1 protein-coding gene is annotated in these 519 nt (G+C 32.2%); it reads right to left on the bottom strand.

The window, feature by feature from the left end:
• The coding region (locus tag RCF13_RS00835; RefSeq protein WP_308140723.1) for a hypothetical protein at positions 1–456 on the bottom strand (456 nt) is incomplete at its 3' end.
• Positions 457–519: the final 63 nt, after the last annotated feature.

Below are 519 nucleotides of genomic sequence, written 5' to 3'. Positions count from 1 at the left end.
TTCGCTATCATTACCGATATTAACAGATTGTGTAAATTCTAGGCCCTGTCGCATCTGGGCAAGTTCAAATTTTCCTTTATCTGATATATAATTTAAATAGACTATTTCCTCCCCATCTAATGGACCTCTTATAACACCCTCTTTAAATTCGTATGGAAGTTTTTTAAAATTAAATGAAACCATAGCTCTAATTTCATCAGTAGAATTAACTTTAAAACTTGTATCTGCCTCTTCTTCAAGTATTTGTATGCCCTCTCCAACAGACCTATTTTGATTAATAGATGTTACATTATCTTTGGACTTAAGAATATCCATTATATTGGGCACTTTCCAAGCTGAAGTCTCATTATTAGGTAGACTTAGCATTGTAACTCCTACTAAGACACCTATTATCACAGCTACCTTTCTAATATTAGCCTTTCTTGAAGATTTTACTTGTTTAGATTTTTTCTGCAACGTCTAATGTAACAACTTCAATTGAAGATGTTTTCGGAGATATAAACAGTAGCCTTTTTTTTC

Source organism: Stenotrophomonas maltophilia group sp. RNC7 (assembly GCF_030910085.1).
Lineage (GTDB): Bacteria > Pseudomonadota > Gammaproteobacteria > Xanthomonadales > Xanthomonadaceae > Stenotrophomonas > Stenotrophomonas sepilia.
This window is presented reverse-complemented; position numbering and strand designations above follow the sequence as displayed.